Source organism: Frisingicoccus caecimuris (genome assembly GCF_004340975.1).
In the GTDB taxonomy this organism is placed as follows: domain Bacteria; phylum Bacillota; class Clostridia; order Lachnospirales; family Lachnospiraceae; genus Frisingicoccus; species Frisingicoccus caecimuris.
The window spans coordinates 182225-209197 of the sequence record NZ_SLXA01000002.1 but is presented as its reverse complement, the minus strand read 5'-3'; the positions used below and the strand labels follow the sequence as shown (position 1 = coordinate 209197).

General features: G+C 42.3%; 32 protein-coding genes. 25 read left to right on the top strand and 7 right to left on the bottom strand.

The annotated features are described in order from the left end of the window. Nucleotides 1-15 precede the first annotated feature (15 nt). The 6 genes from EV212_RS03420 (at nt 16) to EV212_RS13410 (ending at nt 3681) form a co-directional block, all read left to right on the top strand. Nucleotides 16-1707, top strand: coding sequence for a S8 family peptidase (locus tag EV212_RS03420; protein ID WP_132088887.1), 1692 nt, complete (start codon nt 16-18; stop codon nt 1705-1707). 215 nt (nt 1708-1922) lie between these two features. Continuing rightward, entirely contained in the window at nt 1923-2117 is a 195-nt protein-coding gene (locus tag EV212_RS03415; RefSeq protein ID WP_243115441.1) for a hypothetical protein, read from the top strand. A gap of 255 nt (nt 2118-2372) precedes the next feature. Next, nucleotides 2373-2612, top strand: a complete 240-nt coding sequence (locus EV212_RS03410; protein WP_132088884.1) for a DUF3791 domain-containing protein — start codon at nt 2373-2375, stop codon at nt 2610-2612. Next, entirely contained in the window at nt 2609-3079 is a 471-nt protein-coding gene (locus EV212_RS03405) for a DUF3990 domain-containing protein (protein WP_132088881.1), read from the top strand. The genes EV212_RS03410 and EV212_RS03405 overlap by 4 nt, the downstream gene beginning before the upstream one ends. Continuing rightward, nucleotides 3076-3297 (top strand): DUF3791 domain-containing protein, encoded by a 222-nt coding sequence (locus EV212_RS03400; protein ID WP_132088878.1) that lies wholly within the window; start codon nt 3076-3078, stop codon nt 3295-3297. Before EV212_RS03405 ends, EV212_RS03400 begins: the two co-directional genes overlap by 4 nt. A 246-nt stretch (nt 3298-3543) precedes the next feature. Continuing rightward, nucleotides 3544-3681: a hypothetical protein gene (locus EV212_RS13410; RefSeq protein ID WP_165873282.1), complete on the top strand. Its 138-nt coding sequence runs from the start codon at nt 3544-3546 to the stop codon at nt 3679-3681. Between the two features lie 12 nt (nt 3682-3693). Here EV212_RS13410 and EV212_RS13920 read toward each other — a convergent pair whose 3' ends face one another. Continuing rightward, nucleotides 3694-3984, bottom strand: a complete 291-nt coding sequence (locus EV212_RS13920) for a hypothetical protein (protein WP_334295605.1) — start codon at nt 3982-3984, stop codon at nt 3694-3696. Beyond that, the gene (gene tsaA, locus EV212_RS03395) at nt 3896-4387 is read right to left on the bottom strand and encodes a tRNA (N6-threonylcarbamoyladenosine(37)-N6)-methyltransferase TrmO (protein WP_330570438.1); all 492 of its coding nucleotides are present in this window, start codon (nt 4385-4387) and stop codon (nt 3896-3898) included. Before tsaA ends, EV212_RS13920 begins: the two co-directional genes overlap by 89 nt. A gap of 142 nt (nt 4388-4529) precedes the next feature. Here tsaA and EV212_RS14005 point away from each other — a divergent pair, with 142 nt between their 5' ends. Next, nucleotides 4530-4913, top strand: coding sequence for a DUF3267 domain-containing protein (locus EV212_RS14005; protein ID WP_132088875.1), 384 nt, complete (start codon nt 4530-4532; stop codon nt 4911-4913). A gap of 127 nt (nt 4914-5040) precedes the next feature. Here EV212_RS14005 and EV212_RS03385 read toward each other — a convergent pair whose 3' ends face one another. After that, nucleotides 5041-5382 (bottom strand): helix-turn-helix domain-containing protein, encoded by a 342-nt coding sequence (locus EV212_RS03385; RefSeq protein ID WP_132088872.1) that lies wholly within the window; start codon nt 5380-5382, stop codon nt 5041-5043. 135 nt (nt 5383-5517) lie between these two features. Beyond that, complete coding sequence (locus tag EV212_RS03380; RefSeq protein WP_132088870.1) at nt 5518-5850, bottom strand: helix-turn-helix domain-containing protein; 333 nt, start codon at nt 5848-5850, stop codon at nt 5518-5520. 228 nt (nt 5851-6078) lie between these two features. On the opposite strand from EV212_RS03380, the gene EV212_RS03375 reads away from it, so the two are divergent. From EV212_RS03375 to EV212_RS03340, 8 genes are all read left to right on the top strand, one after another. Beyond that, nucleotides 6079-7014 carry a substrate-binding domain-containing protein gene (locus tag EV212_RS03375; RefSeq protein ID WP_132088867.1) on the top strand — a complete coding sequence of 312 codons (936 nt, stop codon included), beginning with the start codon at nt 6079-6081 and terminating at the stop codon, nt 7012-7014. A 6-nt stretch (nt 7015-7020) separates the two neighbouring features. Beyond that, a complete protein-coding gene (gene pstC, locus EV212_RS03370) occupies nt 7021-7875 on the top strand; it encodes a phosphate ABC transporter permease subunit PstC (protein ID WP_132088865.1) in 855 nt (284 codons plus the stop codon). Further along, nucleotides 7868-8710 carry a phosphate ABC transporter permease PstA gene (gene pstA, locus EV212_RS03365; protein WP_132088862.1) on the top strand — a complete coding sequence of 281 codons (843 nt, stop codon included), beginning with the start codon at nt 7868-7870 and terminating at the stop codon, nt 8708-8710. The genes pstC and pstA overlap by 8 nt, the downstream gene beginning before the upstream one ends. Nucleotides 8711-8722: 12 nt before the next feature. Then, entirely contained in the window at nt 8723-9475 is a 753-nt protein-coding gene (gene pstB / locus EV212_RS03360; RefSeq protein WP_132088859.1) for a phosphate ABC transporter ATP-binding protein PstB, read from the top strand. A gap of 1 nt (nt 9476) precedes the next feature. Further along, nucleotides 9477-10130, top strand: a complete 654-nt coding sequence (gene phoU, locus EV212_RS03355; RefSeq protein WP_132088856.1) for a phosphate signaling complex protein PhoU — start codon at nt 9477-9479, stop codon at nt 10128-10130. Continuing rightward, nucleotides 10127-10795 (top strand): response regulator transcription factor, encoded by a 669-nt coding sequence (locus tag EV212_RS03350; RefSeq protein ID WP_132088853.1) that lies wholly within the window; start codon nt 10127-10129, stop codon nt 10793-10795. Before phoU ends, EV212_RS03350 begins: the two co-directional genes overlap by 4 nt. Before the next feature lie 2 nt (nt 10796-10797). Beyond that, nucleotides 10798-12162: a sensor histidine kinase gene (locus EV212_RS03345; protein ID WP_132088850.1), complete on the top strand. Its 1365-nt coding sequence runs from the start codon at nt 10798-10800 to the stop codon at nt 12160-12162. Between the two features lie 259 nt (nt 12163-12421). Beyond that, nucleotides 12422-13588 (top strand): cation diffusion facilitator family transporter, encoded by a 1167-nt coding sequence (locus EV212_RS03340; RefSeq protein WP_132088848.1) that lies wholly within the window; start codon nt 12422-12424, stop codon nt 13586-13588. Between the two features lie 88 nt (nt 13589-13676). Here the strand turns inward: EV212_RS03340 and EV212_RS03335 are convergent, their stop codons facing one another. Continuing rightward, a complete protein-coding gene (locus EV212_RS03335; RefSeq protein WP_132088845.1) occupies nt 13677-14483 on the bottom strand; it encodes an ABC transporter permease in 807 nt (268 codons plus the stop codon). Further along, nucleotides 14476-15237, bottom strand: coding sequence for an ABC transporter ATP-binding protein (locus tag EV212_RS03330; RefSeq protein WP_132088843.1), 762 nt, complete (start codon nt 15235-15237; stop codon nt 14476-14478). Before EV212_RS03330 ends, EV212_RS03335 begins: the two co-directional genes overlap by 8 nt. Before the next feature lie 95 nt (nt 15238-15332). On the opposite strand from EV212_RS03330, the gene EV212_RS03325 reads away from it, so the two are divergent. Then, entirely contained in the window at nt 15333-16088 is a 756-nt protein-coding gene (locus EV212_RS03325) for a SurA N-terminal domain-containing protein (RefSeq protein ID WP_132088840.1), read from the top strand. Nucleotides 16089-16092: 4 nt separating this feature from the next. Beyond that, nucleotides 16093-16776 carry a DNA/RNA nuclease SfsA gene (gene sfsA, locus EV212_RS03320; protein WP_132088837.1) on the top strand — a complete coding sequence of 228 codons (684 nt, stop codon included), beginning with the start codon at nt 16093-16095 and terminating at the stop codon, nt 16774-16776. A gap of 204 nt (nt 16777-16980) precedes the next feature. Here sfsA and EV212_RS03315 read toward each other — a convergent pair whose 3' ends face one another. Continuing rightward, nucleotides 16981-18189: an IS110 family RNA-guided transposase gene (locus EV212_RS03315; RefSeq protein WP_132088835.1), complete on the bottom strand. Its 1209-nt coding sequence runs from the start codon at nt 18187-18189 to the stop codon at nt 16981-16983. 295 nt (nt 18190-18484) lie between these two features. Between EV212_RS03315 and EV212_RS03310 the strand changes: the two genes are divergently transcribed. The 8 genes from EV212_RS03310 (at nt 18485) to EV212_RS13405 (ending at nt 26969) form a co-directional block, all read left to right on the top strand. Continuing rightward, nucleotides 18485-19540: an SPFH domain-containing protein gene (locus tag EV212_RS03310; RefSeq protein WP_165873280.1), complete on the top strand. Its 1056-nt coding sequence runs from the start codon at nt 18485-18487 to the stop codon at nt 19538-19540. A gap of 14 nt (nt 19541-19554) precedes the next feature. Next, the gene (pcrA, locus tag EV212_RS03305) at nt 19555-21768 is read left to right on the top strand and encodes a DNA helicase PcrA (protein WP_132088832.1); all 2214 of its coding nucleotides are present in this window, start codon (nt 19555-19557) and stop codon (nt 21766-21768) included. Between the two features lie 81 nt (nt 21769-21849). After that, nucleotides 21850-22194: a DUF4366 domain-containing protein gene (locus EV212_RS03300; protein ID WP_132088830.1), complete on the top strand. Its 345-nt coding sequence runs from the start codon at nt 21850-21852 to the stop codon at nt 22192-22194. A gap of 89 nt (nt 22195-22283) precedes the next feature. Continuing rightward, entirely contained in the window at nt 22284-24014 is a 1731-nt protein-coding gene (gene rlmD, locus EV212_RS03295; protein WP_132088827.1) for a 23S rRNA (uracil(1939)-C(5))-methyltransferase RlmD, read from the top strand. 28 nt (nt 24015-24042) lie between these two features. Beyond that, nucleotides 24043-25398, top strand: a complete 1356-nt coding sequence (locus tag EV212_RS03290) for an AAA family ATPase (protein ID WP_132088825.1) — start codon at nt 24043-24045, stop codon at nt 25396-25398. Between the two features lie 12 nt (nt 25399-25410). Next, a complete protein-coding gene (locus EV212_RS03285; RefSeq protein WP_132088822.1) occupies nt 25411-26331 on the top strand; it encodes a DUF4435 domain-containing protein in 921 nt (306 codons plus the stop codon). A 147-nt stretch (nt 26332-26478) separates the two neighbouring features. Continuing rightward, complete coding sequence (locus tag EV212_RS03280) at nt 26479-26826, top strand: hypothetical protein (protein ID WP_132088819.1); 348 nt, start codon at nt 26479-26481, stop codon at nt 26824-26826. Further along, nucleotides 26826-26969, top strand: coding sequence for a hypothetical protein (locus EV212_RS13405; protein WP_165873269.1), 144 nt, complete (start codon nt 26826-26828; stop codon nt 26967-26969). Before EV212_RS03280 ends, EV212_RS13405 begins: the two co-directional genes overlap by 1 nt. The last annotated feature ends 4 nt before the right edge of the window (nt 26970-26973 follow it).

Sequence of the window (26973 nt, the reverse complement as noted above, 5' to 3'; positions counted from 1 at the left end):
TACCGGGAGCTTTTCATGGAAGATCAAAAAATAGAAAATCTTTTAAATCTGGCTCTTTCTGCCACGCCGAAAGAGCGGGAAAAGTCATATATTTTGAATGTGGGATATTCTGAGGAAACAAAGGCCTGGGATTTGATCGTAAAGTATACGGGCAGTTTGCAGAAATATGCCAGTGACATTGTTCAGATTGTCGAGCTGTATAATGAATATGCCATAATAACGGTGCCGGAAAATCTGGTAGAGGCCGTGTCGGATTGGCCGGAAGTCGAATACATCGAAAAACCAAAACGACTGTATTTTCAAGTGGCCCAGGGAAAGAGGGCCTCCTGTATTTCATTGGTGCAGGTTCCACCATTGAGTCTGACCGGACGGGGCGTATTGGTTGCCGTTATTGATTCTGGTATTGATTATAAACATCAGGAATTTCTGAATCCGGATGGTTCTTCCAGAATTTTGTATTTGTGGGATCAGATGGCGGTTGGAACGCCGCCAACGGGATATACAATGGGGCGGGAATTTACACAGGAGGACTTAAATCAGTCTTTGTCCGAGGACAGAGACGCTGTCACTGCAGATACGTCCGGGCATGGTACGGCCGTGGCGGCGATTGCCGCGGGCAATTCGGGGGTGGCCTATGAGAGTGAACTGATCGTTGTTCGTCTGGGACAGCCTCGGACGGAATCTTTCCCGAGAACAACGGAACTTATGCAGGCAGTAAATTATGTGATTGAGAAGGCGGTGGAGATTGGCCGCCCGGTGGCGATCAATCTGAGTTTTGGCAATACTTACGGTTCCCATGCCGGAAATAGTCTGGTGGAAACTTATCTGGATGATATGTCGAATTTTTGGAAAAGTGTTCTGGTCATCGGTACGGGAAACGAGGGAAATGCAGCAGGACATACGGAAGTGATTCTTCCAATGGGAAGGGATACGGAAGTTCCGTTTCTTATTCAGTCCTATGAGACGTCGTTGAATATTCAAATCTGGAAATCCTATGTCGATAATATCCTGTTGGAACTGATCAGTCCGGAGGGGCAGAGAGTCGGGTACTTCCAGCCTGTATTGGGACCACAGCGTTTTACATTGGGACAGACGGAGATTTTAATTTATTATGGAGAACCGAGTCCTTTTAGTATGTATCAGGAAATTTTTGTGGATTTTATTCCAAAGCAGAATTATCTGGACAGCGGACAGTGGCGTTTTCGTCTCATACCGGAGCGGATTGCCGACGGACGGGTCAACTTCTGGATGCCGACGCACACTATATTGAATAGCGGGACACGATTTCTCTATCCGTCGCCGGAGCATACATTGACCATTCCTTCGACTGCGCTGAGAGCAATTTCTGTGGCTGCTTATGATAGTATAAGAAATGTGTATGCGGACTTTTCCGGGCGTGGAAATAACATTAACGGTATTGGAAAGCCGGATTTGGCGGCCCCCGGGGTTGGTATCCGGACGGCTGCTCCGGGAAATCAGTACGTCACTGTGGATGGGACTTCTTTTGCGGCGCCCTTTGTGACAGGAAGCAGCGCTCTCCTCATGCAATATGGGATTGTGGACGGCAACGATCCATTTCTCTATGGGGAGAAAGTCAAGGCCTACCTGCGCTACGGCGCTCAGCCGCTGCCGGGAATTACGGAATATCCGAATCCGCTGATCGGTTGGGGGGCATTATGCGTGAGCGAAAGCCTGCCTAAGAAATGAAGTTAAAAAGAAACGAAAAATTACAAAATGCTGTGGACGGGATAATGCTTTAGAAAAAATGAAATTATACAATAATTTAAAAGCATTGAAAAAGATATTGACATGTATTACAATTTTAATACGAAGATTAAAAATGTAATCAATTAAATATAAATAAAAAAATAAATAAAAATAATAAATAAATTAATAAAACAGAACAAAGGAGACAGAGTGGAATGAGAATATCAACAGCTGAGATTAAAATGTTAATAAAAGAATGTGTTAGGCAGGGTGGTATGTACACTGCACCAGATTTTAAAGAGTATATAGTAGTAAATAGTGGGAAAGATGTTACACGTGGCCAAATATCTGGAGCTGTGTCTCAGTTAGTTGATACGAAAGAGATTGTAAGAGTTGGCAACAACAATTAGCTCAATTGATATTTGGAAATTAAATGGTGAAAACTTTGAAATTGTGACAAAAATGCGTGAATTGAAAGATTTTATAGAAGAGATAAAGACGCAATGCAAATAAGAAGGGGATATAGAGGAGGTAATGAAGTGAAACATAATATTTTTGATTCAAGATTATCAAATACAGTTTTAAGTAAGGAAGAAAAGAAAAAATCAATTAACGTAGTTCGTTCTAAAATTGCAACAAATATTAAGTAAAGGAAGGTCGAATTTGTGATGCAGGATGAAAAAATAAAAAATTCCAGTGAGCTGGAGTTCGTCGTGTTTTGCATTGAAAATGTGGCGGCAAAGCTGGGTGTAGATGCAGAGCATGTCTATCAAGCATTTACTGAAAAGAGTGATATTCTGAACGGGTATATCGTGCCGGAATATGAAGTGCTGCATACTCAGAGCCGGGAATATATCGTAGACGACATTCTTGACGTGATGAAAGAAAGGGGTGTGAAAGTATGACTCTTTATCATGGTTCCTTTTTAGAGATTGCCAAGCCGGATTTGGTCCATTCCCGTCATAATGTTGACTTCGGACGTGGCTTCTATGTTACGCCACTGCATGCGCAGGCTGAAAAGTGGTGCGGAAAGTTCAAACGTCGTGGAAAAGACGGTATTATTTCTCGATATGAGTATGATGAAAGCCGGAAAGTTGAACTGAAAATTTTGAAATTCGATTCGTATTCCGAGGAATGGCTGGATTTCATTCTGAACTGCCGTAGCGGAAAAGATTCGACAAATTATGACCTTGTTGTGGGCGGTGTTGCCAATGATAAGGTATTCAATACGGTAGAACTGTTTTTTGACGGATTGATTGATAAGATGGAAGCCATCAACCGTCTGCGATATGAAAAGCCGAACCTGCAAATTTGTTTCCGCACAGAGAAGGCATTGTCTCTGATGCATTTTGAAGGGAGTGAAATATTATGACAGCTAATCCGATCTTACTTCAGAAAAAATACAGCCGTGTCATTGAGTGCTTTGCTAAACAGCAGGGATTTTCACTGGATACGGCATTGGATTTCTTTTACCATTCCGAGACCTATCAGCTGATTCGTGACGGTGTATCGGATATGCACTGCATGAGTGACGCGTATCTGGCAGAGGAACTGGAACAGGAATATGCTGAGAAAAATGAGGGATACTAAGGAAGAACAAATTTGAGGATAAGCTGAATGAAGAAGTTCTGGAAAAAGCAAAGATAATCCACATTTGTTTTGTGACACTGACATAACATTCTCCCCACCCATTTTGTAACAATGACTTGACATCCTCGGGAACCCTTTGCGTGAGGGAAAGTCTGCCACGGTAATTAGATGTCCACTACCTGATTAAAAAGGCAACCTTTGTATGGTATAATTATTATATTAATTTCGGAAGATTATTTTTATTTTATGACGGAAAAACAGAACGGACAAATTCAGATGATAGTTCTGGATATAGATTCTATGATTACAGAGAATCATCTTGTCAGACAGATTAAAGACTGTAAGAAGTTCGATTTCATATTGGATAATGATTTTATATGGTAGAGTGATAAGTGGTTAAATATTCTTCCATATCGAAATAATATATGCTGTCTCATTCTTTACTCGAAATTCAATCTCCATTCCGGCAAAACGAAGGCGATAGATGCGTTCTGCATCGTTCTGGTAAGATGGTCTGGGGTCCTGGGACAGAAGGGCAAAAAGGGCCTCGCGTTTATCCTTTGGGATTTGTTCTGAAAGTTTGGCGGGGCATTCAATATTAAGGCTTATAGCTTTTGAGTGAGCCGGCGAATCCTTCGGAAGCTTCCGGATGGCTATCCACGTAGGAGAGATAGGGTTTGATATCAAAAATCGGTGTGCCGTCCATTAAGTCTGCGCCAGAGATATAAAGTACCGGACCATGTTCGGAATGGGTCTTGACGGTCTCCAGGCGGACTGAGGAAAGCCCGATGGGATTTGGCCGGAATGGGGAGCGGGTGGCAAAAACACCCATACGTGTATTGCCGCCGAGACGGGGCGGGCGTACGGTAGGCGACCAGTCACTGCGGATACTTTCAGAAAATCCCCATATGAGCCATATATGAGAATAGGTCTCCAAACCCCGGAACGCGTCCGGGTTTCGATATTCAGGCTCAAAAATAATTTCTGCCTTCAGAGAATCAATGAGCCCGCTTTGACGGGGGATACCGAATTTATCAGGAAAATCACTGTGAATATGGGCGATTGGTTTCAGAATATAGGTTGCTTGCATAATGAGTACCTCCAAATATGTTGACAGAGTAAAACAGATAATAAGGCGTATTATGATAAGTATACCCTACATAAAAGAAAAAGTCCAAATTGAACCAAATTCAGCTGATTAGTTCAGTGGTGCCTTTGTTGTTCAACCATATATGATTCTCTCTTGCATTGTATGCTTTGTTGCAATGCCGTTACATGAATTTCTTCATGCTATAATTTATCCAAAGGGAGCAAAAGTTTATATAGGAGTATCTTTAAAACAGTTGAGAGCATATGCTGCATCTTCCGCCGCACTTAGCAGAGAACGATATATAATGATGTCATTGGCACCTTTGATTCCGGGGATAGTCTTACTTGCTGTATTCTTGGTCTGCCCGATTACGATGAAGTGGTTGATGACAATATGCATGGTGTCTTCGATTATGGGATTAATTTCACCAGCACCCGATTATATGGATGTATTAATCATATTGCAAAAAGTACCGAAAGGGGCAATGATTCAGGTAACAGAAAATGGTTTGGTCTGGTATCTCTAATACAATAGATTTCAGTTTTCTGAATAGGAGAATCGGGATTTGAAGGAAAATCTCAACATACTCAGAACACGTATTTTACTTATAAATTTTTTCCTTATGAGCCTCTGCCGAAAGACCAATCATCTTTTCAGGTGTCTTTTTCAATTTCCAGTAGTCTTTGAACAGCTTTCTGCATATCCGGGTGTTTACGGTATTCTTCGATAAGATTTTTCTCCTGAGGTGTTAAATTAAATACGGATTTTTTGGTAGCTTTATAACCAAAGATTTCCAGGATATTATCAATATGGTAAATACAGCAAAGGCGCATCAATGTATCTGCGTCGGGCTGCGTATGCCCGCTTTCCCACCCATAGATTGTTTTAACGGCCACAGGCCGAGTTTCCGATAGTAATTCACATACTTGCGGTATGGTCAGATTGTTCTTTTTTCTATAGAATTTCAGTCGCTCGGCGATCAGCGGATTTTTCATGGCCATTCTCCTTTTGAACCTCATTTTAGCTATCCATATAAAAGTATGTCAACGAATCCCAAAATATTCCCGTATAAAAAGAAATATAGCGAAAATAAAAGAAAAAATTCTTTTCAAAAGAGCAGATGAGCGGTCTCACTCAATATCAAGCAATTTTTGAATAGCTGTCTGCATGTCCGGATGTTTTCTGTATTCTTCAATAAGAGTTTTTTCCTGCGGCGTCAGTTTAAATACGGTTTTCTTTGGTGTTTTGTAGTAAAAACCTTCTAAAATATCATTGACTTCATAAATACAGCAAAGACGCAGAAGTGTATCCGCATCCGGTTGGGTACGGCCGTTTTCCCATCCGTAAATGGTTTTATCAGCAACAGGATGAGTTTCTGACAATATTTCTGATACCTGTTTTACTGTCAGATTATTCTGTTCTCGATAGAATCTTAATCGTTCGCCAATCAATGGATTCTTCATAGGCGGCCTCCTTTTGAAATTTATTTTAGTCAGCCTTTTAAAGGGGTGTCAATCAATCCGATAATCTTCCTTATATTCAAGAAAATGGTAAAATAAAGCATTTCAAAATTCTTTTAAAACAAGAAAAATATTTTACGTAAAATTTACAAAGTCTGCCTTAAGGATTTTACATTGAATGTTTAACATTTCAAACGTAAACAACATTTTTAAGCTAAGGAGATTAAAGAGATGAAAAAAAGTTTATTAATGACATTATCTGCACTGATGCTCGGAACACTTATGCTGACAGGGTGCGGAACAGAAAAAACAGAAACAACGGCACAGACATCAGCAGAAACAACAACGCAGACAGAAACAGATTCGGCAGCCGGCGCAGTGAAAGGCGCTTCGGGGGAAATAACGGTTGTTTCCAGAGAAGATGGTTCGGGAACGAGAGGGGCTTTTGTCGAATTGCTTGGTATTGAAGAAGAAGTCGACGGTGAAAAAATGGATATGACGACCGAGGATGCGAAAATTACAAACAGCACGTCTGTCATGATGACAACAGTCGAGGGAGACGTTAATGCGATTGGTTACATTTCCCTTGGTTCTTTAAATGAATCTGTTACAGCTGTTAAAGTGGATGGTGCGGAAGCGACTGCTGACAATGTTGCTGCAGGTACATATAAGGTTCAGCGTCCATTTAATATTGCAACAAACGGGACACCAGGTGATGCGGCTCAGGATTTCATTAATTTCATTATGAGCAGAGAAGGCCAGGCTGTTGTGGTGGAAAATGGATATATTGCTGTTGGCGATCAGCCGGAATATGAAGCGGCCGACGTTAAAGGTAAAATCGTTGTGGCCGGTTCTTCTTCAGTAACACCGGTTATGGAGAAATTAAAAGAAGCTTATGAAGCCGTAAATCCAAACGTTGAAATAGAGGTTCAGCAGAGTGACTCTACAACAGGCATGCAGTCTGCTATTGACGGTCTCTGTGATATCGGTATGGCTTCCCGGGAATTAAAAGACAGTGAAACAGAAGCAGGTCTTACCGCGACAGTTATTGCTCAGGACGGTATTGCCATTATCGTAAACAATGGCAGCGGTATCAAAGAATTGACAAGCGAACAGATTAAATCCATTTACACTGGAGAAATCACAACCTGGGAGGATGTAAAATAATCCAATATGAAGCTGAATAAAGAAAATGGAATGAAATTGGTTTTCTTTTTGGCTGCTCTGACCTCTGTATTGGCCGTAGCCCTCATCTGTATCTTCCTTTTTGCAGGAGGGCTGCCGGCCATGGCAAAAATAGGGTTTGGAGATTTTATCTTTGGCCGGAAATGGAAACCGGGAAATAACATATTCGGTATTTTTCCAATGATCATGGGAAGTGTCTGTGTGACCGGAGTATCCCTGGCAATCGGCGTACCGGTTGGGTTGTTTACGTCCGTTTTTATGGCGGCCTACTGTCCGAAAAAGATTTATCGTGTCTGTCAGGCGGCAATTAATCTGATGGCGGGCATCCCATCCATTGTCTATGGTTTTTTTGGTCTTGTGTTAATTGTACCGTTGATGAATTCTTTGACCGGGAAGGACGGAAGTACGATGCTGACGGCCTCTATTGTATTGGCTATCATGATTCTTCCGACAATCATTGCCCAGGCGGAAACATCACTGCGAAGTGTGCCGGACAGTTATTATGAAGGCTCGTTGGCCCTGGGGGCAACCAAAGAGAGAAGTTTGTTTTTTGTGGTGCTTCCGGCGGCAAAATCAGGGGTGATCGCGGGAATTGTTCTTGGCATTGGCCGTGCTATCGGAGAGACGATGGCCGTAGTCATGGTTGCCGGAAATCAGCCGCGAATGCCGGCCGGACTCTTTAAGGGACTGCGGACAATGACGGCAAATATCGTTCTGGAAATGGGATATGCGGCGGACCTTCACAGGGAGGCGCTGATCGCTACCGGCGTTGTGCTTTTTGTTTTTATTCTGATTATTAATCTGGCCGTATCCATGCTGAACAGGAGGACTTTCCATGAATAATAAAAGTGATATGCATAGCGGCCGTGCTTTGTCGGCTATTTTAAAGACCCTGGTCATGGTATGTGCCGTTCTTACCTTTGCAGTACTTGTTTTTCTGATTGCCTTTATACTGGTCAAGGGTGTGGCTTATCTGAAACCAGGTCTTTTTGCGTGGGAGTATACTTCAGAAAATGTCTCTCTTATTCCGGCGGCAGTCAATACGGTAGTCATGACGGTTCTCACCCTGCTGATCGCGGTGCCAATCGGCGTGTTTGCCGCTGTTTTTCTGGTAGAGTATTCGGGAAAAGGGAGTAAGATTGTTCAGATCATTCGTATGACAGCGGAGACTTTATCCGGTATTCCATCGATTGTTTACGGCCTTTTTGGACTGATGTTTTTTGCGACAACACTGGGGTGGGGGCTGTGCATTTTATCCGGCGCCTTTACCATGGTCATCATGATTTTACCATTGATCATGCGGACAACAGAGGAAGCACTCAAGGCTGTGCCGGATGCCTACAGAGAAGCCAGTTTTGGATTGGGAGCGGGCAAACTGCGGACCATTTTTAAAATCGTCCTTCCTGCAGCAGTTCCGGGGATTCTGGCCGGAGTGATTCTTGCTACGGGACGTATCGTCGGAGAAACGGCAGCCCTCCTGTTTACGGCAGGAACGGTGGCCCAAATCCCGTCCAGTCTTTTTGGGTCGGGACGTACTCTGGCACTGCATATGTATGCTTTGTCAAATGAAGGGCTTCATGTGAATGAAGCTTATGCGACAGCGGTGGTATTACTGGTGCTCGTGTTGCTTATTAATGGCCTGTCAAATGTGATCGCAGGAAAATTTACAAAGGCATGAGGTATGATTAATATGAACGATAAAATGACAATTAAAGACATGAATTTGCATTATAGTGAATTTCATGCTCTGAAAGATGTGAATTTAAATATTGGCGCCAGAGAGATTACGGCTTTCATCGGGCCGAGCGGCTGCGGCAAATCTACTCTTTTAAAATCCCTTAACCGGATGAATGACTTAATTCCGGGGTGTAAGATTGATGGAGATATCCGCCTGGATGGGGAAGATATTTACGGCGATATGGATGTAAATCTTCTGCGCAAACGGGTCGGTATGGTATTCCAGAAACCAAATCCCTTTCCAATGAGTATTTATGATAATATCGCCTATGGGCCGAGAACCCACGGAATTCATTCGAAAGCCAAACTGGACGAAATCGTGGAGACGTCGCTTAGGAATGCGGCTATCTGGGACGAGGTAAAGGACCGGCTGAAAAAGAGCGCCCTCGGCATGTCCGGCGGACAGCAGCAGCGGCTTTGTATTGCAAGGGCATTGGCTGTAAAGCCGGAGGTCCTCTTGATGGATGAGCCGACGTCGGCGCTGGACCCGATTTCAACTTCCAAAATCGAAGACCTTGCAGTGGAGCTGAAGAAAAGTTATACTATCATCATGGTGACTCATAATATGCAGCAGGCCGCCCGTATTTCAGATAAGACAGCTTTTTTCCTTTTAGGTCAGGTGATTGAGTACAATGATACGGAAACACTTTTTTCTCTTCCAAAGGATAAGCGGACAGAAGATTATATTACAGGGAGGTTTGGTTGATATGAGAAACCGTTTTGACGCTCAGTTGGAGCAGCTTCATCAAAAGCTCATTGAGATGGGGAATCTATGTGAACAGGTCATCTCGATGACGTATAAAGTATTGGTGGATGAGGATTACGAAGCCGCCAGAGAACTCATCGAAAAGGACAGTCGGATCGACTTAAAGGAAAGAGATATTGAGGGGCTGTGTTTGAAACTTCTGCTTCAGCAGCAGCCGGTGGCTTCAGATTTGAGAAAGGTTTCCGCTGCGTTGAAAATGATCACGGATATGGAGCGGATTGGCGACCAGGCTGCGGATATTGCGGAAATTATTTTAACATCCAATATCAAAGCGCCGGGACTGGATATACCGATCGGCCGGATGGCAGAGGCTACCGTACGGATGGTGACAGACAGCGTGAACGCCTATGTATGGCAGGATTTGGATACGGCCCAAAAAGTGATCGAGTATGATGATGTGGTAGACAATCTTTTCCTTGAAGTAAAAGATCTGCTCATACGGCAGATGGATTCAGATCCTGAGATACATGAACATGTAATGGATATTTTACTGATTGCCAAATATTATGAACGGATTGGCGATCATGCGACCAATATTTCCGAATGGGTGGAATTTTCCATCACCGGAAAACACAGAGGGGACGAAAATTTATGATTTATTGTCTGGAAGACGAAAGAAATATTCGGGAGCTTATTGTATATACTCTGGAGTCCAGTGGCTTTCACGCCGCTGGTTTTTCCAATGGTACGGATCTTTTTAATGCGATCGCCGGTGAAAAACCGGAGTTAATATTATTGGATATTATGCTGCCGAAGGAAAATGGTCTGTCCATCTTAAAGAAACTGAAAAGCTCCATGGTGACAAAGGATATTCCGGTCATTATGGTGACGGCGAAGGGGTCCGAATTTGATAAGGTGACCGGGCTTGATATGGGGGCGGATGATTACATTGCAAAGCCTTTCGGTATGATGGAGTTTATTGCCAGAGTGCGGGCAGTACTACGGCGGGGCGGTCCAAAGGGAGGACCTTCGGAACTTATATATAAAAATCTGCGTATTCGTTCCGAACGTCATCAGGTATTTGCAGATGACGAAGAAATCGTATTGACTTTAAAAGAATATGAATTACTGAAATATTTAATTGAAAATCAGGACATTGTCCTGACGCGGAACCAAATCCTGGGCCGGGTGTGGGGCTATGATTTTGACGGTGAAACGCGGACAGTGGATGTACATATACGGACGCTTCGGCAGAAGCTTGGGGAGTACGGCAAATATATTGAGACTGTGCGCGGCGTAGGTTATCGTATCGGAGGCTGAAGATGAAAAGAAAAATAATTCGAAATACGCTGGTCATTGTTGCGGCCGCAGTCATTTTGACTTTCCTGTCGGTAACCTTCCTTATGTATACTCATTCGGTGGACTTACTGAAACTGGGAACAGAAAATGAAGCCGAAACGCTGAAAGCAGCCATCGATGCGGAGGGGACGGATTTTCTGGAAACGGAGACATTGTTTCAGGATAGTCGGAGGATTACGATTGTCAACCGGGAAGGAGAAGTGTTGTATGATTCGGTAGCCGACGCCTCGTCGATGGATAACCATAAAGCACGTCCTGAGATTACACAGGCTCTTTATCAGTCCACCGGCGCCTCTCTCAGAGATTCAGATACGCTTGATAAAAAGGTGTATTATTATGCGGTCACTCTGGATGACGGAAATATTCTCAGGGTCAGCAGCTCGATGGACAGTATCTATCAGATGATATTTTCTATGGCGCCTTTTATGGCGCTGCTTATTGCGGCGATTATCGGCATTTCTGTCGTTATCATATATATAGAAACGGAGCGTATGGTCCGCCCAATCAATGAGATTAATCTGGACAAGCCATTGGAAGAGCCGACATATGAAGAATTTATGCCGCTGCTCACCCGAATGGATCATCAGAATGAACGAATCCGTATGCAGCTGGAAGAGTTGAAGCAGGCTGAAGGAATGCGGCGGGAATTTTCGGCGAATGTTTCCCATGAACTGAAAACGCCGCTGATGGCCATTTCCGGCTATGCGGAGATCATCAGTCGAAATATGGTTAAAAAAGAAGATATTCCCGAGTTTGCAGGCCGAATCTATAAAGAGGCCACCCGGATGACAACACTGATTGAAGATATCATAAAACTGTCCCGGTTGGATGAACAGTCGGATATGATGCCTTTTGAACCGGTGGATCTGAATCGGGTGACAAAGGAAGTTGTGGACAGCCTCCAGGCCGTGGCTAGACAACGGAAAATCACCATGACGATCGACGGGGACGTTCCAGAGATCAACGGCGTTCGCCAGGTCATCTATGAAATGATCTATAATCTCTGCGACAACGCGGTGAAATACAACCGGGACGGCGGTTCGGTCCATATACTTATGGAACCTTCGCCAAAGGAGGGCTATGCTGTCCGCTGGTCCGTTTGGGATACGGGCATCGGCGTGCCGGAGGAGGAACAGGAACGCATCTTCGAACGGTTTTACCGGGTGGATAAAAGCCATTCCAGAGAAACCGGCGGCACCGGCCTTGGACTTGCCATCGTTAAACACGGAGCGAACCTCCACCGGGCCCTGGTGACCATCGACAGCAAACCCGGGGAAGGCACATGTATTATGGTGGAATTTCCAAATGAAACAAATGGGGATATTTAATTAAAACACTGACGTGGTGCTGTTTATTCGATTACAGATGGTAGGAAGATTTTCAGAGATTTACGAGCATAGCGACAGACGCGAAGCATTGTCTGAGCGCAGCGAGTTTGCGGAGCGGCTGTCCATAGGCGGCGGAGTAAATCTCCGAAAATTGACGTATCTGAAAAGAAACAGGCCGGCAGTAATAGTTAGCTTTGACTTTTGCATAAGATACAGGTATAATCGACCGTATATATACGGAGACAGGAGGGACCTGTAGATGACAGAATTATTAGTAAGATGGTTTATTAAGGATAAAGAGAATATTAATGATACGAAAGTCCGGCAGTCTTATGGAAGATTGTCGGGCTTTGTTGGAATCTGCTGTAATGTTATTTTATTTGCATTGAAGTTGTTTGCCGGGCTGGCGACGGGGGCCGTGTCAATCATGGCGGATGCCTTTAACAATCTGTCCGATGCAGCGTCGTCAGTAGTGACATTGATCGGGTTTCATATGGCAGGAAAGCCGGCAGACCCGGGGCATCCTTACGGGCACGGCCGGATTGAATATCTTTCAGGGCTCTTTATTGCCGCGGCGATCTTGATGACAGGGGTGGAACTTATGAAGTCCTCGGTGGAAAAAATTCTTCATCCCGAAGCTCCCGATTTTGGCGTGGCGTCCATCGTCATTTTGGTTGCCTCTATTTTATTGAAATTGTGGATGTGCAGGTTTAATCTTAAACTTGGAAAACGGATTCAATCCGAGGCAATGAAAGCGACGGCTGCTGATAGTCTGTGTGATTGTATATCTACATCCGCTGTTTTGATCGGTGTATTTATTGCTATGGCTACGGGAAAAAATCCGGACGGATGGATTGGCGCTCTGGTGGCACTCTTTGTATGCTTTGCCGGATTTACTGCGGCCAGAGATACGATACAGCCATTGCTTGGTCAGGCGCCGGATCCGGAACTGGTGAAGAAAATTAAGGAGCGGGTATTGAGCGAGGAAAAGATTCTCGGTGTTCACGATCTGATCATTCATGACTATGGACCGGGAAGACGTATGATTTCGCTTCATGCCGAGGTGTCATATAAAGAAGATATTCTGGAAGCTCATGATTTGATTGATAATATTGAGCGAGATTTAATGAAAAAATTTCAGTGCGATGCTACGATTCACATGGATCCGGTGATAACCGACGATGAAGAAATGAATAAAGCCAGGAAAATGGTAGAGGATATGGTGGCGGCTGAAAATGCCGGATGGCAAATTCATGATTTTCGGATGGTCCGGGGAAGTTCGCATACAAACCTGATTTTTGATCTGGTGGTAGCGCCGGAAGAACTTTGCAGAAAACAGGAAATTGAGCGGTGGATGAAAGAAAAGATTCATGATGCTGATCAAAGCTTTTATGCTGTGGTCACAGTAGAACAGAGTTTTTTATAAATAAGAATTTTATTTATAACCGCAGCCCTGCTTCGGCGACGGACAATAGAAAACGGGTCCGCCTGGGCAGAAACAGGGCTGCGGCTTTTTATTGGGTATGGCGTTTCAGGTAAACTTTTTCAATCAAATTCAACAGGGCGTAAAGAGCAGTAGCTATAATACACAAAATTACAATAGACATCAGTACCCAGTCCAGCTTGAAAACCTGACTGCCATAAACGATCAGGTATCCCAGTCCGGCGTTGGCGGAGAGAAATTCGCCGATGATAACGCCGACCAGACAAAGGCCGATGTTGACCTTCATGTTGCTGATGATATTCGGCACACTTCCGGGAATGATCACCTTGCTGAGCATATCCTTTCGGCTTCCTCCAAGGGTTTTTATGAGCAATAGCTTATCCGGGTCCATTTGGGTAAAGCTGGTCGTCAGGTTGATGACCGTACCAAAAATGGCCAGAGAGATGGCACAGACGATAATGGTTTTCATATTATTGCCAAGCCATACAATAAAAATGGGTGCCAGAGCCGTTTTGGGAAGGCTGTTCAGCGTGATCAAATAAGGCTCCAGAACGGAAGAAATACTCCGGTTCCACCACAAAAGAACCGAGAGCAGGATGCCGGCCACCAGAACAATAAAAAAACTCAGAAAAGTTTCAAACAAGGTAATACCTATATGATAAAAAACGGTTCCGTCACCGGCCATAGTAACAAAGGTTTTGACAATTCTGGAAGGGCTGCTGAAAATAAAATCATTGAGAATGCCAAGCCGGGTGGTACCTTCCCAAAGAGAAACAAAGAGTACAAGTATAAGAATCTGACAGAAGGCAACAAGTCGGCGGCGGCGCCGATCATTATTTATAAAAGCCTGTTGATAAGTGCTGACGGGCTCAGTCATTTAAATCACCCCACAATCGGTTAAAATAGTCTTGAAATTCTTTAGCGGAGCGGGCTTTCAACGGTGTTTTTTCCTCAATGGACAAATGAATCGGAACAATTTCCTTTATAGTTGCGGGACGGTTTGTCAGGACGACAATCCGGTCACAAAAACTGATAGCTTCGGAAATATCATGGGTCACAAGAATAGCACTCTTGTGTTTTTTCTTTAAAATGGTATAAATATCTTCTGAAACATTTAAGCGGGTCTGATAATCCAGTGCCGAAAAGGGCTCATCCAGCAGCAAAAGTCCCGGATTTAGGGCAAGGGTCCGTATCAGAGCAGCGCGCTGGCGCATACCGCCAGACAACTGTGAAGGCTTTGCATTTTTAAAGTGTTCCAGACCATAATCTCTGAACATCTGATCCACGGCTTTGAGACGTGCCGGAGTCATCTGATGGTTGATTTCCAGTCCAAGCAGTGCATTTTCATAAATTGTCCGCCATTCCAGCAGATGGTCTTTTTGCAGCATATAACCAATAGGCATTGTGTGATCCTTACAGAGGGCCTCGTGAATTTTAATTTCACCGGACTCTGGAGAAAGCAGGCCGAAGATTAAGGACAGAATTGTCGATTTTCCGCAGCCGCTGGGTCCTACAATACCTAAAAATTCATTAAATTGAACCTGAAAGGACAGACGATTCAATGCCTTTGTTTCTCCGGATAATGTGTGATAAGAGTAGCTTACGTCATGGACATCCAACAAAGGTTTCATAGAATCCTCCTTTAAAATGTGTATATTCTTATAGTATGCAGATTTCTCAAAATGTGGTATACTGTTGTCGTATGTAACGAAGAAAGGAGACTAAAATGGCTAAGAAAAAGAATAAAACAGGTTTGATCGTATTATTGATCATATGCGGAATAGTGATAGGTGTGATCGCATCAGTGATCGTGATGACACTGCTGAATAAGAATGGCGCAGGAGTAAAAGAAACTCAGCCGTCAACAAAGCAGGAGACCGCAGCAGAGTCGCAGCCGGCGGGAGAAACTTTTGATGATTCAACGGCGAACGATCCGATTCCGACAGATGAGATGAATATTGCCGTTATAAAGGTGAATGACCGTGAAGTTACGATGAAGGAAGTAAATGTTTATCTGTATCAGCTGAGAGATTTCTATACATCCCAGTACGGTGAATCGCCATGGAACACGGAAATGGAAGATGGCAGAAAGCTTCATGAGTATGCGAAAGAGGAACTCTATAACGGCTTAGTCCGGACGGAGATTTTAAACAGTAAGGCCGAAGAATACGGCGTATCTTTATCGGATGAAGAAAAACGGCAGTGTGCGGACGAAGCGAAAGCTTATATGGATGAGCTTGGCGCGGCAATCGCTCAGGATTTTGCTTTGACAGAAGAGGGCATTCGTATTAAAAATGAAAAACAGGCGCTTTCAACCAAAGTTTATAATACGGCATTGGAAAGACTTGCTGAAACGGCGGAGGATAGCTCAGATGAAGCTCTGGCGAGAAGCTTTGAAGAGATGTATGAAACATGGAAAGGTGAATATACCGTTACAAATGATCCGATTTGGGATAATATTGTAATTGGTTCGGTGGGTTAAGCCGATGAAATATGAAAGAATGACCGAGGGAAGGTTTATCCGTCGATGCAATCGCTTCGTTGCGGAAGTGATGATCGAAGGCACGGCAGAAGCTGTCCATGTGCGGAATACGGGACGGTTAAAGGAGCTGCTCGTGCCGGACGCACGGGTGCTGTTGGAACTGTCGTTGAATCCGGAGCGAAAGACCCGGTATTCCCTTGTCTGTGTTCAAAAAAATGGTCAGTGGGTGAATGTGGATTCTACTGCGCCAAATCAGATTGTTGAAGAGATGGTCCGGGCGGGCCGTCTCTTTTCTGATATTACTTATGTGAAAAGGGAAAAAACTTTCGGTAATTCCCGATTTGACCTATATGTGGAACATGACGGGCAAAAGCATTATATCGAGGTAAAGGGTGTGACACTGGAAGTCGACGGTATCGCCCGGTTTCCGGATGCGTCGACGGAAAGGGGAATCAAACATATCAATGAACTGGTGAAGGCTCGAAGTCAGGGATATCTGGCGAGTATTATTTTTATAATTCAGATGAAGAGTGTGCACGTATTTGAACCCAATCGGATCACCCATCCTGAGTTTGCGGAGGCCCTTTTAATGGCCGTCCGGGCAGGCGTGGAAATTTTAGCCTTTGACTGTATCGTCACGGAAAATTCCCTGGAGGGAGATTCGCCTATACCGGTAAGGCTGGAATAATTGCGTCAAAATTTAGTTCATGATATACTGTGAACAGTTAGCGAGGTATTTTCGAACTTACTGTGAACAGAGCAAAATAATAAAGCCTGCAAATAAAAAGTCAAGGCTAAATTGAAAGAACATTGAAAATTTTATACAGGTTGAAAATTGGGTATCAAAATAAGACCACCACGTCAGTGCTGGCCTGAAAATTGTAGTGGATAATTAGGATTTTGGAAGAGATGCAAGATATTCTTTCACTCGACCATAGTAGATTCTTAGAAACTTGTTGGCACCAGCAGTCATATAGACGTAGTAAGGCTTACCTTCAGCACGTTTCTTATCTAAAAACTGATATACAGGGTCATCCTGTGGTTTGGTTTTAATCAAAGCATCCATTACCTGAAATAAGGTTTTCCTGAGGTCAGAAGAACCACGCTTTGAAGTTGGAACACTTTTTTGCTCATAGGTACCGGATCCATTAACACCGGGATCTACACCGGCAAATGCAGTAATAGCACCTTTATGAGTGAATCGTGAAACATCGCCAATCTCAGCCATGAGCTGAGGACCAAGTGAAGGTCCAACCCCTTTCATAGCCATAACGATAGGATACTCTGGGAGTTTCGATGCGGTTTCATTCATTAAGGTACGCAGTGACTCAACGGTTGTAGAGGCACTATTAAGTTGGTCAACGGCCTGCCTGATAATAAGTTTTGTAATGTCATCCTTTGGAAGTACAGGAACAAGTTCCTTTGCTTTTCCATAGATTTCTTCAGCCTTTGACTGGCTGAAGTTGTACTTCTTACGTTTGCACCAGTTTTGATAATGGCAGGTAAAGGCATTTTGAGACATTTTACGGACACAGTCCACATGCCAGTATGTAGATGCAAAATCAACCCATTTCTGGCTGCCGTCACTGCGTGCAGGACTGTCAAAGTAAGCATTCACACTAGGATAGGTTTGGTCAAGGATTCCAATGAGGTTATTCTTCATAGCCGTCTTATGTTTCATGTAAAAGCCAAACTGACGGTTCATAGTTTTAAGCTGATTACGTAATTCATCCATAACACTATATTGTTTGAGATTTTGCCACTTGTCAAGTGCATATCGGGCAATCTTAACGGCGTCAGCTTTGTCAGATTTGACTTTGCGAAGGGAATCATTATCAAAATCCTTGATAAGCTTTGGGTTAATGGCGCTGACGAAAAGATTTGCCTCGGAAAGCTGATGGGCAAGGACTTCGTAATAACGTCCAGTATGCTCCATTACAATTCGGGATTCGCCCTCAATAGAGTTGATGAGATCTACAAGTGAATTGATATCACTGGTTGTGTGTTTGATTTCAAAAGGTGGGGAGACAATCTCGCTAAATGGGCGCATGATTGCCACCATGCTTTTTCCTTTAGAAACATCGATACCTACTGCGTTCATAAAATTTGTCACTCCTTAAGAATTATTGCAATGGTTAAAAACCAGTTTTACTCATTGCCTATTCAATCTACTGTGGTGTGACACGAATGCGCCTATGGCGATTCAACCTGCATAAAACGAACGCTGCGAATGAGGAGCTGGTTATCAGTCTTTTTTACGGACGCGAAGTCCAGGAAAGGAAGCCGACATACCTATTGCTCCATCATTATACAGCTTAAGCAACAAGATGGATAATTCCTTACTGGCTGTAAGGGATATTAACCATAAATATATTGTAGTAAATAAGGAGAACGTTATGGGACTGGGAAAATTATTTAAGGGACAGTGTTTATTAAGTATTAATTACCGGGCCACGGAAGCCTGGGAACTGGCACAGGTCTTTGACCGTGAAGGTCGACGGATGATGCATGAGTCTATATTGACGGTTCAGCCGGGCCAGGAAGCGGTACTTGTCAATGAAGGGGTTTTAACGGATATTTTCGAGCCGGGAAGATATGAGTTGTCAACAGAAAATATGCCGATCACGACCTCGTTAAAGGAATGGAAATATGGCTTTGATGAAACATTTATAGTAGAGGCAATCTTTGTTAATAAGAATGATATTATAGATATTCCATGGGGAACAAGCGGAAAGCTGACCATTCCGGATCAGACTTTTGGAATGGTAAATCTGGGAGCGAATGGTAAATATTCCTTTGCGATCACGGATTCAGCCGCATTTATCAATAAACTGATGGGGACAAAACGCCGTTACACGGTTGAAGATTTAAAGGGATTTTTGACCTCTCATATTTCCATGATCTTTAAAGAAATCGTCACGGACGTACCTATGAACTTTTTTGATATTCAGGGGTATTGTGGAGAGGCTTCGGAACGGATGAAGGACAAGCTTGGCGAATTCCTGAAGGATTATGGTATTACTGTGAAGGCTATGAATGTTCAGATTGCTCTGCCGGAGGCCGTTCTGAAAGCGATTGATGAGCGTGCGACCATGGGAGCCATGGGCGGTATGCAGGCATATGCTTTCAAAAAACAGGTGGATGCCCAGACAGAAGCAATGGTGTCTATGGCAAAGAATCCAAACGGCGGCATGAACAGTATGGCCGGAATGGGGATGCAGATGGCTGCTGGTATGGCGATGGCCGGACAGATGGGAAATATGATGAATTCTATGGCACAGCCTCAAATGACCAATATGCAGAACGGGGCGCCTCAGAATAGTGCGCCGGTGCCGGAAAACAATTCTCAGGCCGGAGGAAATGGCGGAAGAGCTAAATTTTGCTCTCAGTGCGGCAATCCGATTGCTGCTAATGATAAGTTTTGCTCGAATTGCGGTGCAAAACTGGGATAGGAAGGTTATTGTAGATGAGTATATATGAAACGTTAAATCCAATGCAGCAAGAGGCGGTCTGTCATACGGAGGGACCGCTGCTTATTCTGGCTGGTGCCGGTTCGGGAAAAACCCGTGTGTTGACCCACCGCATTGCCTGGTTGATTGATGAAAAAGGCGTAAATCCGTGGAATATTCTGGCGATCACGTTTACAAACAAGGCAGCCGGAGAAATGCGGGAACGGGTGGATGATATTGTTGGTTTTGGTTCGGAGCAGATTTGGGTAAGTACTTTTCATTCGGCTTGTGTACGTATTTTGCGGCGATTTGCGGACCATTTGGGTTATGAGCGGAATTTTGTCATCTATGATACAGATGATCAGAAAAGTGTTATTAAGGAAATCTGTAAACGCCTGAATATTGATACAAAAATTTATAAAGAGCGGGCGCTTCTTTCTGCTATTTCATCGGCGAAAAATGAAATGATCGATGCAAAAGCGTATGCTTTGAATGTTTCCGGTGATTTTGGAAAACAGAGGATAGCAGATGTTTATGGTGAATATGAGAAAGTCTTATACAAGAATAATGCCATGGATTTTGACGATCTGCTTGTGAAAACCGTGGAGGTTCTGAGAAATAATGAAGATGTCCTGAATTATTATCAGGAGCGTTTCAAATATATCATGGTAGATGAATATCAGGACACAAATACGGTTCAGTTCCGCCTGGTCAGTCTGTTGGCGGGAAAATACCGAAACCTTTGTGTCGTAGGAGATGACGATCAGTCAATTTATAAATTCCGGGGAGCGAACATTTATAATATCCTGAATTTTGAAAAGGAATTTTCGGATGCCAAAGTTATTAAGCTGGAACAAAATTATCGTTCAACCCAAACGATTTTGGATGCGGCCAACTCGGTCATTCGACATAATAAAGGACGTAAGGAAAAGACCCTCTGGACAGCCAACGAAGTCGGCGATAAAATTGTTTTTCATCAGTATCAGAATGAGTATGATGAGGCCTATCAGGTGGTAGAGGAAATCAGCCGGGTCGTATCTCAGGGCAAGGCCCATTATAATGACTATGCGATTCTCTATCGGACAAATGCCCAGTCCCGTGTACTGGAAGAAAAGTTTGTCGCCCGCAGTATTCCTTACAAAATTGTGGGCGGTATTAATTTCTATCAGCGCCGGGAAATTAAAGATATTCTGGCCTATTTGAAGACAATCGATAATGGGCGGGATGATTTGGCTGTACGGAGAATCATCAATGTACCGAAGCGGGGGATCGGAATGACGACGCTGAATCGTGTCATAGAGTATGGTGAAGCGCGGGATATGAGTTTTTTTGATGCGCTGGAGTGCTGCGATGATATTCCGAGAATCGGAAAGACCGGAGAGAAGATTAAAGGATTCGTCAATATGATCGAAGTTTTCCGGGCCCAGAGTGAGTACATAACCCTTGCAGAGCTTCTGACAAATGTTTTAGAGGAAACGGGTTACATAAAAGAACTGGAAGAGGAAGATACGGAAGTGGCTCAGGGGCGTATTGAAAATATTGATGAACTGATGAATAAAATTGTTGCCTACGAAGAGGAAGAAGAAGAACCAACGCTGAGTGGCTTTCTTGAAAATGTGGCCCTGGTTTCAGATATCGACAGTCTTGATGAGGCAGAAGATTATGTTATGCTGATGACGCTCCACAGCGCCAAAGGACTGGAATTTCCTTATGTCTATATGTGTGGTATGGAAGATGGTTTATTTCCGAGTTATATGACCATTGTCAACGATGACCCAGAAGAAATCGAAGAGGAGCGGCGTCTTTGTTATGTGGGTATTACCCGCGCAAAAAAACGATTGACTATGACTTATGCTAAAAGCCGTATGGTTCGGGGGTCAACCCAGTACAATATGCTATCCCGTTTTGTCAAAGAGATTTCTCCTGAGCTGTTTGATCTGGGAGCTAAACCGGAAAAGACAAAACAGGAATCCCGTATTCAGCGGCCTTCGGATTTTTCGAGAAAGCAGACGACAAAAGTGGCGACGGCTTATGGAAAAGCATTTCAGGTCAACAAGGCGGCCGCACTGGATTATACGGTAGGAGATATGGTACGCCATATTAAGTTTGGAGTTGGAACGGTCATTAACATTGTGGATGGCGGCAAGGATTACGAAGTGACTGTGGATTTTGAAAAATCCGGTGTTAAAAAAATGTTTGCCAGCTTTGCAAAGTTAAAGTTGATAGATTAAATTTGCCAAATTTATGATGGTATTTTTATTTAAATGGTGGTATACTATATTCAAATATTTATTGAAAGGACGGATTGTAAAATGAATCGTATAGAAGATATTGTAAGTGCAGTGAAACTCGAAGAATTAAAGAACATCGCAAAGGTCGGCGAACTTCTTCATAAAAAAGACGAAGAAGAAAAGAAAAAATGTATTTGCAAATGGGGTATTGCTCTGATTGGTGTAGTTATTCTCGCAGTGGTAGCTTTTGCAGTGTATAAATATCTTTCTAAAGATAATATGGATGATTTTGATGACTTCGACGATTTTGATGATGACTTTGAAGATGATTTTGATGATTTCGAAGATGAATGTGAAGATTTTGTAGATGAAACTGTTGAGAAAGTTAAAGATGCTGTTGAAGCAGCGGCTGAGGATGCAGAATAATATTTTTAATGCCAGCAAAATGGGGATGTTGAATCCAGATTCAGCATCCCTTTTTTACTCCACAAATTTTTAGAAGGAAATGTGAAATTATGAAAAAAGGTGAAATTTATGAGGGAATGATTGAGACGATAGAATTCCCGAACAAAGGTATCGTGTGGGTTAAAGATGAGTCAGTCGGAGAGACTGTCCGTGTGATTGTCAAGAATGGTATGCCGGGACAAAAAGTCCGGTTTCAGATTAATAAAAAACGTAAAAATCGATGTGAAGGACGTCTTCTTGAGGTGCTCGAAAAATCAGAGAGGGAAGTACGGGAGCCGGTGTGCGATGCGTTTCCGGCCTGCGGCGGCTGCATGTATCAGACAATGGCGTATAAAGATCAGTTGTCTATGAAGGCCGGACAGGTCCGGGCGTTGATTGAAGATGCCCTGGTTCGTGGCGGACAGGTCAAAGCCGATGCACCGGAAGAGGCTGATTATGTATTTGAAGGAATTCAGGGAAGTCCTTTGGAATTCGGTTACCGGAATAAAATGGAGTTCTCCTTTGGCGACGCGGTCAAAGACGGTCCTCTGACACTTGGACTTCATAAGAAGGGCAGTACCTATGACGTGCTGACAACCGGGGACTGTAAAATTGTCCATGAGGATTTTACAAAGATTTTGAAATGTGTTCTGGAATATTGCCGTGAGCAGAAACTTAGCTATTATCGCAAGATGAGCCATGAGGGCTATCTGCGCCATCTGCTGGTACGTCGGGCCCAGACAACAGGGGATATCCTCGTCAACCTGGTAACGTCCAGTCAGGCAGAACACGACTTTACGGAACTGGTCGAAGAACTTTTGAAGCTTGAACTGGAAGGCCATATAACCGGCATTCTGCATATTATCAACGATTCTCTGGCGGATGTGGTCCAAAGTGATGAGACCCGGATTCTCTATGGAAAAGACTATTTTTATGAGACCATTCTCGGTTTGAAATTTAAAATCACGCCTTTTTCTTTCTTTCAGACCAATTCTCTCGGAGCGGAAGTCCTCTATTCTGCGGCGCGCAATTATATTGGCAGCACAAAGGATATGACCGTTTTTGACTTGTACAGCGGAACCGGTACCATTGCTCAGATTCTTGCGGATGTTTCAAAAAAGGTTATTGGCGTGGAAATCGTCGAGGAAGCTGTGGAAGCGGCCAGAGAAAATGCGGTGCTGAATCATTTGGACAATTGTGAATTCATTGCGGGTGATGTCCTTAAAGTCCTCGATGATGTGGAAGAAAAACCCGATTTTATCGTTCTTGATCCGCCGCGGGACGGTATCCATCCAAAGGCGCTGGAAAAAATCATTCAGTATCAGGTGCCTAAAATGGTGTATATTTCCTGTAAACCTTCAAGCCTCGCCAGAGATTTGGAAATCCTTTTGGCCGGCGGTTACCGGGTGGAGCGAGTCCAGTGCGTTGATATGTTCCCGGCCACAGTGCATGTGGAGACGGTTGTAATGCTTTCCCACAAAAAACCCGACAGCGTAATCAATGTAAAAGTGGAGTTTGGCGAGGGCGAGGGTAAAGTACCGCTTGACAATATCGCCAAAAGAGCCGAAGCATACAAGCCGAAAGAGCGAGTTACCTACAAAATGATTAAGGAGTACATAGAAGCAAAATACGGCTTCAAAGTACATACCGCATATATCGCAGAGGTAAAACGGGATTTAGGATTGCCGATGTATGATGTTCCTAATGCGGTGGAGGAATTGAAACAGCCGAGGAAACATCCGACAGCGGAGAAAGTGGAAGCTATAAAGGATGCTTTGAAATATTTTGATATACTAAAATAATACAAATAAGGAAGTGGAGGACAGTTTTATGGAATCAAAGTTGAAGTTATTTGAAATAACCAATCTTTTTAATCAGTTCAATGTAAGCCTACCATTAGATGAAAAAGTAAATATATTTTTAGGTGAAAATGGTATGGGAAAAACTACTATTTTGAATTGTTTGTATTATGTATTGAGCGGAAATATTGAAAAGTTAAATAGTATAATTTTTGATAGTATTTCATTGACATTTGTTGATGGCGAAAAATTTAGCATTGATCATAATGATATTTCATCATATGTGGAAGACTATATGTATGGTAATCCACCGTATAGAAGGCGTAAAGTACAATTTGAAAGTTTATTTACGATAAAAGAATTAGAAAATATAAGTAAACTAATTAGGGAAGGAGCGAATGAGGAGGAATTAAAGAAGTATTATTTTAGAGTAAGTGATGTGTTTGGCATGTCACCATATATGGCTCGACGAGAGTTAGAGCGATATATGGTGCAACAATTTCAAAAAAATATGACTACAAAAGCGGACTTTAATAAGGTGATTACATTTAAGAAAAACGTAAGTGAAAAAATCGATGAGGAAATTTTATACTTTCCTACATATAGAAGAATTGAAGAGGATATGTCTAATTTAGGTATTGATATAGAAAAAGACCGTGTGAAAAGTAGACTTATACAGTTTGGAATGACGGATGTAGAGAAAAACATAGAAGCACTTTTACAGACGATAAAGTCGGTTGCAATTACGGGTTTTGCAAAAATGACAGGCGTCCTTTTAAAACAATATTTAAATGGTGAATTATCTGATGTTGAGAATTATAAAGTTGAACAAAATAAATTGGTTATTGCTTTGGCAAGAATAGGAGACGAAATAGAAGATCAGGACAAACAAAGAATAATTGAATTAGTGAATAGCTTAGATATCTATAATAGTGAAAATAGGTATCTTTTAAACCTGATTAAAAATTTGATAGATAGTTATGAACGGCAAAATAAGTACGATGAAAGAGTAAAGACATTTGCTTTAATATGTAACAATTATTTGAATGGCAAGAAATATATATACGATGAAACCAATGTAGAACTAGGAATTTACAAAGAAAAAACAAAAAAACCAATTAGTATTCAAAACTTATCATCAGGTGAGAAACAAATTATTTCAGTTTTTTCAAAATTATATATTGAAAATATAGAAAATTGTATTATCTTGTTTGACGAACCAGAATTATCGTTGTCTATAAAGTGGCAGAATATGTTTCTTCCAGATGTTGTTAATTCTGGAAAGTGCTCAACTTTAATAGCGGTAACACACTCTCCTTTTATTTTTGATAATGAATTTGATGATTTAGCAAAGGATATGGGAAACTGTTTATCTGAGAATGAATGAGGGAGAAAATATATGGATATACAAAAGGTTAAAGATGCAAGAAACAAGGGCGTGGTGGCTTTTTCACGGTATTGTCAAGAGAAAAAGAAATACCAAGACTATTTGTTTTGCTTTTTTGAGGGAGAAGATGTAAAGTACTATTCCCCACGAATAGAAAAGTATAGTGGCTATGAATATAACAAAATAATTCATTATAATTGTGGCGGAAAAAAGGGCGTATTGAAAGCATTGAACCTTGTTGAAAAAAATAGAGATGAAATTTTTGTAGCGAAGGCATTTTTTATTGATAGTGATTATGATACGACAAAATATAATAATGATTTATTATATCAAACGCCATGCTATTCTATAGAAAACTTTTACACAAGTAAGGAAGCTTTTTCTAAGATGTTAAATAGAGAATTTGGAATTAATACAACAGAAAAAGATTTCTTAAAATGTTGCTCTGACTATTCAAAAAGACAGCAAGAGTTTCATGATAAAACTATCTATATAAATTCATGGTTGGCATGTCAGAGATTGCAAGAAGAAACTGTGGAAAGTCTCAGAATAGTTTTATCAGGCTTTAAAATTTCTAAATTATTTTTAGAGCTATCGATTGATAGTATTATTTGCAAAGAAGAAATAAATCGTGAAAAATTAAAAGAATTATTTCCTGATTCAATCAATATAGAGGAAAGTGATATTGAAGAAAAAATGAATTACTTTAAAAGTGGTAACATGGGGCAGTGGTTTAGAGGAAAATTTGAAGTAGAATTTTTGAAAAAAATTATTGATTCACTGAAAATGAAAAATAAAACAGGAGGATATTTCTCGCAAAAATATACGTCTGTACATATCGACCCGAATGTTAATATATTATCAACTATGCAGGATTATGCTGATACTCCACAAAGTTTAATAGATTTTTTAAAACAATATCAGGTTGCATAGTGCTTTCTTTTTTGCTTATTGCCAAGTAGTCTAAATATATTGCTTGTAATTTTGTGGGAAAAGGGTTGCACGAACGGTATTGGTATTACACAAATATTGCTGATATTTTCGTGAATTTGTGGGGATATGTTTTGATTTGATACTCATGTGGAAAGTATCGTGCTTTTGTCCCACAAATCACCAGATAGTGTTATCAATGTGAAAGTGGAATTTGGAGAAGGTGCGGGAAAGGTGCCTTTGGATGCAATCGCAGAACGTGCAAAGAAATATCAGCCGAAACCGAAAATCACATATAAAATGATACAGGAATATGTCGAGAAGAAAAATGGATTTAAAGTACATACCGCATATATCGCAGAAGTAAAGAGGTATTTGGGATTGACAATGTATGATGCTCCTAATGTGGTGGAAGAGTTAAAACAGCCGAGAAAACATCCGCCGAAGGAAAAGATGGAAGCGATAACGGAGGCACTTAAATATTTTGAGGTAATTTAATGGATGCAAGGATTTATCAGATTGCAGAGCAGATAGTTGAAATACATCAAAAAGCCTATGGGGTTTATTTGCCATTGGTTGAAGATGTGCGTAGCAGAACCGTGTCAGAAGATGAAGATAGTTATTCGGCAGAACATTCTTGATGGG